We start from the raw sequence: 7163 nt of genomic DNA, 5'->3' as shown, positions 1-7163 counted from the left end.
CACCAGCATTGCCTTAAAAGCTGCTCAAATTAAGTTGAATTAGTCATGTCATCATCTCGTTATCCTGGAGTCGGCCTGTTAGGGCCTTTTTGTCGAGGCCATGAAATTACCTGTCAATTTGGGTATCGACACTTAATCTGTAAACCGGTCGATAAACCGCAAGATCCACTGCTTAATACACCTAATATGACCTTGTGGGTTAGTGCAACATTTGGTGAACAGTTTTTAGTAAATCGACACAGCTGGAAGAATTCACCAGATTTGTTGTATCTAATTTATTGCTATTTACACAATGATACCTATTTGGCTGTTCAACAATCTGAAGCGCAAATTATTAGTATCATTGCATTGGCGTTGGAACAGCGTGCTTTATTGGTTATCCCTTTAGATAACGAGTAAACCTCTGGAACAACACATTACAACAAATAAAGGAATATTTGATGGGAATGCCCGCAGCAACGCTTACATGCATGCATCTTTGTCCTAAAACCAATCCCGGTCCAGTACCTCATGTTGGCGGTCCTATTGTAATGGGGTCTGGCAATGTTCTTATTGGTTCATTACCCGCAGCACGTAAAGGTGACAAGTTAATTTGTGTTGGGCCGCCTGATACGATTAATGCAGGTTCAAGTTCGGTATTGATTAATGGCAAACCCGCTGCCCGAATGGGAGATGGTACCGCTCATGGTGGGAAGATTATTGTAGGTAATCCTACAGTGATGATTGGCTAGAACGAACAAGGATTGTGGTAAATGAATTTGATTGAGAGTTTTAATCTTCTGCTGGCGCAACGACAAGTAATGTTGTCGTCGTTTCAGTGTATGCCAAAAAACATTGAAGATAATACTCAATCGTTAACGGTCATTTTAAAGATGATCCAGCAAAAAAAAGATCCTAACTGGCCGTTACTCAGTGCCAATACTCAGGAGCAAATTGTTGATGCTTTTGAAACTGATGTGCAGTTTAGCCCAACTGACAAGGTAGTCATTTTATCTCTGTTGTTACAACTGCACTACAAGGCTCAGCCTACAGCGCAATCACATATCGTTGAGGCATTATTTGCCAGCAGTCTTGTTGATGCGAGCCAATATAGCCCTGCATTTGCATTAATGGCTAGCCAACTTCAATTTGATAAGGTTAGTTTTACTGCAAGCAATAAGACTCCTGAGCAAATTCAGCAATATATCTTGTTGTGCATCTATCGTGGTAAACGCTTAAAGCGTAACGATGGCATTAATTCACTGAACATCCCTCGGTCGTCACTGACGTCTTTATATATTGAAATGCTGATGTCTAGTATTAATGAACCGATAGAGCTCTATGGCTTATTCAGTCAATTAGATTATTGCCACAGTGCTCTTTTTGAAGTGTTTATTATTTCATTAGACGAAGCCATATTAACCAAAGTGTTCAATTTAATGAGTCAGAATGTTGATTTGACATTAAGGGTCATTGAGCTAATGGGCTATTCAGGTTTTAGTAAATTTGTGCCTTTTTTAGCTCGAGCTATGCAGCAACCAAATCAAACCTTAGTGGCTTTTAGCGCATTGAGAACTATTTTAGGCCCCGAGTTAGATCAATCGGTTCCTTATCAATGGCAGTTTGAGGAAGATGAAGCCGAACGTTGTGAATATTTACAATTTTACAGTGCTAAATTATTGCATCGTTGGATGCTATTAGCCCTTAAAATGCCTGAAGTTAGATTGATTAATGGTATTGAAGTCAATCCTGCTAGTATCGATAAAATCATTCGTTACTCTAGTCCTGTTCACCAACGAATCGCTTATTTACACAAGCTTAGGCTCAATAATGTGGTCAATCACAGCCCTCAACGAGTGAAAGTCGCCTTATGATTATGCATGCAGAGGCCATTGAAATCGTTGTGGGGACCTATCAAAATCCACTACAGTTGCTCAACCTACCTTTATCTGAGGCGGTTGATTTTGAGTATCAATTTGATGGTCAACACATCGCTGCGGTAATGGCTCAAGGCCTGGCTACTGAGTCTCAATTAAGCCGTATCATTGATATGTTACACAAGTTGCCGATCCATGACGAAGCTCAGTGGCAGCCTTACCGAACTCAGCCGATTTTTTGGATTTTACCCCATTTAGAAAAACAACAACTTGTGGATTGGGTAAGTCGTTTACATGCACTTTTCCCACATTGCTTTGAACATCCTCATAGCCGATTTTTTCCTATGGGAAGTGCTGGGTTTTTCTCTGCATTGAGCGCATTAAAGGCATTACCAGTCGATAGTCAAAGTGCGATATTTATTGCTGTAGACAGCCTGTATTTTGCGCTTTCAGATTTGCAAAATGAGCAAGAGCTGATTACCCAGCAACAAGATAGCGGTCGTTGTCCTGCTGAAGCGGTCATCATGGCCAACATCAATGTTGCAACTGATGGTATGCACGTTTTGGATTTATTCCAAGAGTCATGCAGCTTGGTTCAGCAAACTCAGGCCATAAAAACCTTATTTAACCGAGCTTGCCAAGTCGACGATATTGATCAACTGTCGCAGCTTTATTTACCCGGTAACCATTCGACAGTGACAGACAATTGGCTTAATGCTTACGAGCAATTAGCGGGCAAAATTAATCAAGACACACAAATTACCCAATCCAGCTATTTTACTGGCGACATAGGTTGCGTGGTAGGATTATATAACTTTTTACACATCTATAATCGCTATCAACAACAGACAGTTACAGGAATAAGTTTACAACTTGAAGTATCTCAACAACTTCATCTTGGTGTGGCAATGTACTCATGGATAGAGAAGGCATAAACGAACATGGCGGTCAGTAATTTCTATTTTAAAGGTCATAACCGTTACATTGTTATCGCGCCTGCCAGCGCGTCAACCCCTGCTGGGTTTCAATTATCTACGTTTGAACAAAATAATAATATTAGTACCATTATTAATGAAATCTCGCCTCATTTAGTCCGCGACCGTAATGCTTTAATTCATGCCAGAAGTTTGGTGATGAACGCCGGCGTAAACGTGACTTTATCTGCCAGAGATATTACTCATAAACTCAGTGACATTATTGGGCGTAATTTACTCCGAGTGTATCTAGAAATGCCCAAACAACAGATTCAATCCTCAACAGAAATCGCTAGCGTTGGGGCGAGTTCGACGAATAAAAAATCCCCCAAAGCCAGCAAGGGTAAACAAACTTCTGCATCAGTTCAGTCTGGTACTGTGACCAATCATTCTCCGACGGAAGTGAGCATCGATAAACAAGAGTGCCGCAGTGATCCGGTTTCGATGCTAAGTGGCGAAGAAATTTTACCGTTAGTCGATTTTGAGCTTAATGGCTTAATGCCGCTAACATGGCGCCGTTTGTATCGTTCGAGTAAAGTTGGTACTAACGTTGGTATGGGGTACGGCTGGCGTCATAACTTTTGTGTACAGCTAGATCATCAATATCAAGCACCTGCGAAAGTAGGGCCTAAAAAACCTGGTAAATATTGGTTTGAGTTAACCGACGATGAAGGCCGAGTGCATGTCTTTGATTCGGTCAAACGTGGCCAGACCAGCATCCAACTTTCAACAGGTTGGTCGTTAGTACATCAAGCCGACGGTCGTCAAGTACTCATCAAGCCAGATGACAGTCATTGGGCTTTTGTAAAGCAACAGGTTGCAGGCAAAGATGTTTGGCAATTAGAAAGCATTAGTAATCATCAAGGCCAATATTTTCAGCTGTATTATGATCATCAAGGTCGTTTAACCCAAATAACCACAGGCCCAAAACGTGGCGTATTGTTATTTTATAATGCACAGAGCAACTTATTAAAAGTGGCTTCATACATGTTAGATAACCAAGGTAACAAACAAATTCATCAAAATTTGTTAGCCAGTTATCAATATGACGACGCTCAAGCACTTATTGCCGCCACTGACATTAATGGCCGAGTAGAGCGCTACAGTTATGTCAAGGTCAAGTCAGCCGACATCACATCTGACAGTGATCATCAATATAACCCTAAAAGTACCACTTATTTATTGAAGCGCCGAACACGCGCATCTGGCTTTAGCCATCACTTTGCATGGGACGGACAAGACCACCAAGCCAAGTGCATTGAGCAATGGGGTGATGATGATATCTATCATTATCATTTTGAATATACAGCACTCGTTCACGGCGTAAAAAGCCGTTGTACTGACTCTTTAGGTCATAGCGAAACTTTTATTCACAATACACAAGGGCTGTTGACTGAACACCACAACCCGAATGGCAGCATAATACGTCATCAATATGATGCAGTTGGTCGTAAAGTGGCCACCATTGATGCCTGTGATAATAAAATACAATATAACTATAACCATCAAGGACAGTTACTGGCTGTTATTCAAGCCGATGGCGGCACTACGCGGTTTGAATATAATCGTTTAGGTCAAAGAATTGTTACCCGAGACGCCATCGGCCGAACAGCTAAAAGACATTATGATGCCACTGGGCGATTACTGTCTGAAACAGGTTTTGATGGTCGTCCAAGTCATTATCAATACAATGATGCTGGGCAGTTAACCCAAAAAATCGATGTTAATGGTGTAACACATCGCTACCATTGGGACCGCGACGGTGAATTACTTGCTACACAAGTCGGTGATGCGCTTACCCGTTTTAGCCATGACAGACAGGGGCGTGTTAATGCCACTATTAATCCCCAAGGCTTAGTCACTGAATTTATTCGTGACAATAAAGGTCAGATTATCGAAAGTAAATCTTACCCACAAGATAAACAAGATAATCAAGACAAGCCTGAAGAAGCCATTAGTCATTATTATCAGTACGATGATGCCGGACGCATTATTCGCCAGCGTCAACAGGCTGATGTGGCAGGCGATCACGAACTTAGTAACGATAGTGAGTACATTGAAAACATCATCGACTATGACGGTTTAGCCCAACCGCGCCAGCAAACGTTTGCCGATGGTAGTTGGCTGAAGTTTTTTTATGATAAAGAACGTAACTTAAACCGCATCGAGCGCAGTGATGGGGCGCAATACCGTATTGAATACACGCCAACAGAGCAACCTAGAACCTTAATTGGTTTTGATGGCCGCGAGCAACATTATCAATATGACGCTAATGACAAATTAGTTGCCGTGAACGACAGTGATATTCGGTTTGTTGAGCTTAAACGTGATGCCATGGGGCGAATTTGTCAGCAAAGTAGCCATGTCAAACTTGAGCCAAGTGCCACATCAGCGCTACTGAATACTCAGAACTTTTATCAATATAATCCCATAGGGCAAATCACTCGTGCCCATAACCAGCACCGTACTGTGCAACAACACCTTGATCCACAAGGGCGTATAAATCGGGTATTGCAAAGCCAGTGGCAACTTGACTATCAATATGATGACTCAGGTAACCGCAGTGGCTTAACCTTGCCAGACGGGCAACAGATTGACTATCAATACAATAAAAACAGTCAATTAAGCGGCATTAGCTTTACAGACAATGGCTCATCGAAACATCGTATACAGCTGGCTCATTATTACTATCTGTCATCAGGGTTATTGCATAAAACGATACAGGGTAATCAACTTGATCTCACTCATGCTTATGATAGCCATTCAAGATTAATTGAGCAGACATGGCGACATGCGAGCTCAAATAACGCAGCACCAGAGCTTGCCTCATCAGAGTCAGCACTATTTGCATCAAGACGTTATCAATACGATAAACAACATCAATTACTTCATTGTGAGAGCGAAGTAGTAGAGCAGGGCGCAACTAGTGAGGTTGAATCCTGCCAAGGGCCTGAAACCAAAAGCACACCCGATGTTAAGCAATTTCGCTATAACAACATCAGCCAGCTTGTCAGTGACAGTCATACTCGCGTATCGGCGAACCCTACTGGTAGTGAATCGAGTGTTCAGCAGCAATACCAATGGGATGGATTTGGTAATCCTACTCATTCACTTCGTGCAGAAAAAATTCAACACTCAGTTTCATCGGCATTATCATCCGATGCAATAAGGCCCAATAAAAACACTAACGATGTTGTGGTTAACAACGACCGTTTGATGAGCATGGCTGGGGTAGATTACCGTTATGATGCCAGTGGCAACCAAATCAGCCAAGTGGGTAGGGGTGACAAACAACAACGCAGCTTTAATGGCTTAAACCAACTGGTGCAAATCAACGTTAATGGCAAGCTGACGCAATACGAATATGATGCATTAGGCCGTCGCAGCGCAAAAATCACTGAGCTTGGTCGCACCGACTTTATTTGGGACAATCATCAACTGATTGGCGAATGCACCTTAGGTGAATACACCTGGTATATTTATCAGCCAGACACCTTTACACCTGTTGCACTGATTAAAGCTGGGCAAATATATTATTATCACCTAGACCAACTCGTTACACCGATTTGCTTAACCGATGAAAACGCACAAATTGTCTGGCGCAGCCAACAAGACGTGTTTGGCCAGACGATTGAAGGCTTAGATTTTGACGGTGGGGATAATGAGCATGTTGATTATTCAGCTCTGCAAGACAAGATAACTAACCCAATCCGTTTTCAAGGCCAATACTTTGATGACGAATCAGGGTTACACTATAACCGCTTTAGGTACTACAGCCCTGGGCAAGCACGATTTATTCATCAAGACCCGATAGGATTAGTGGGGGGAATAAACCATTACCAATACGCACCTAATCCTGTGAATTGGGTAGACCCGTTTGGGTTGTGTAAAGAAGACTCGCAGACTTATGCTGCTCGTAAAATAAAGCTAGCAAATAGCAATGGTACCATGACCACATTAGATGCATTTACAGATGCTCGTGCAATGGGAGAGTCCTGGGATAAAGCTGCAATAGATGAAAATTGGCTTGATGAAAGAAGGTTATTACATGCGGATATCTTAAATAAAGTTACAGTCGAAGCTTTATCTAAAGCACAAAAACTTGTAGGTTTACCTACTATTCATGCAATGCGAGGTAATACAGGAGCGGGCAAATCAAGACTAATGAAGTCCGGCGTTATCCCTGAGCTGGCCCTGGGAGATATTCCTGTAATAAACCCAGATAATATTAAACCTTTATTGATTGATGAAGCGAAAAAAGATAATACAACGCTAACACATGATCAAACGCATTGGGAAGCGGCAATGCTTTCGGATAAACTGAAATCTGAGT

At 42.0% G+C, this 7163-nt stretch carries 5 protein-coding genes; all 5 read left to right on the top strand.

Translation table 11 applies throughout. The features are described 5' to 3' along the window. The first annotated feature begins 45 nt into the window (after nt 1–45). Nucleotides 46–399 (top strand): hypothetical protein, encoded by a 354-nt coding sequence (locus tag H5185_RS20380; RefSeq protein ID WP_124015795.1) that lies wholly within the window; start codon nt 46–48, stop codon nt 397–399. Between the two features lie 41 nt (nt 400–440). After that, entirely contained in the window at nt 441–731 is a 291-nt protein-coding gene (locus H5185_RS20375; protein ID WP_124015796.1) for a PAAR domain-containing protein, read from the top strand. 21 nt (nt 732–752) lie between these two features. Beyond that, the gene (locus tag H5185_RS20370; RefSeq protein ID WP_182722286.1) at nt 753–1853 is read left to right on the top strand and encodes a hypothetical protein; all 1101 of its coding nucleotides are present in this window, start codon (nt 753–755) and stop codon (nt 1851–1853) included. Continuing rightward, entirely contained in the window at nt 1850–2791 is a 942-nt protein-coding gene (locus tag H5185_RS20365; RefSeq protein WP_182743013.1) for a hypothetical protein, read from the top strand. Before H5185_RS20370 ends, H5185_RS20365 begins: the two co-directional genes overlap by 4 nt. A 6-nt stretch (nt 2792–2797) precedes the next feature. Then, nucleotides 2798–7163, top strand: a 4366-nt coding sequence (locus H5185_RS20360; RefSeq protein WP_182743012.1) for an RHS repeat-associated core domain-containing protein, incomplete at its 3' end; no start/stop codon positions are given.

This window comes from Shewanella sp. SG44-6 (assembly GCF_014164185.1).
Classification (GTDB): Bacteria; Pseudomonadota; Gammaproteobacteria; order Enterobacterales; family Shewanellaceae; genus Shewanella; species Shewanella vesiculosa.
Note: the sequence above shows the minus strand (reverse complement) of the source record. Positions and strands in the feature narration are given on the sequence as shown.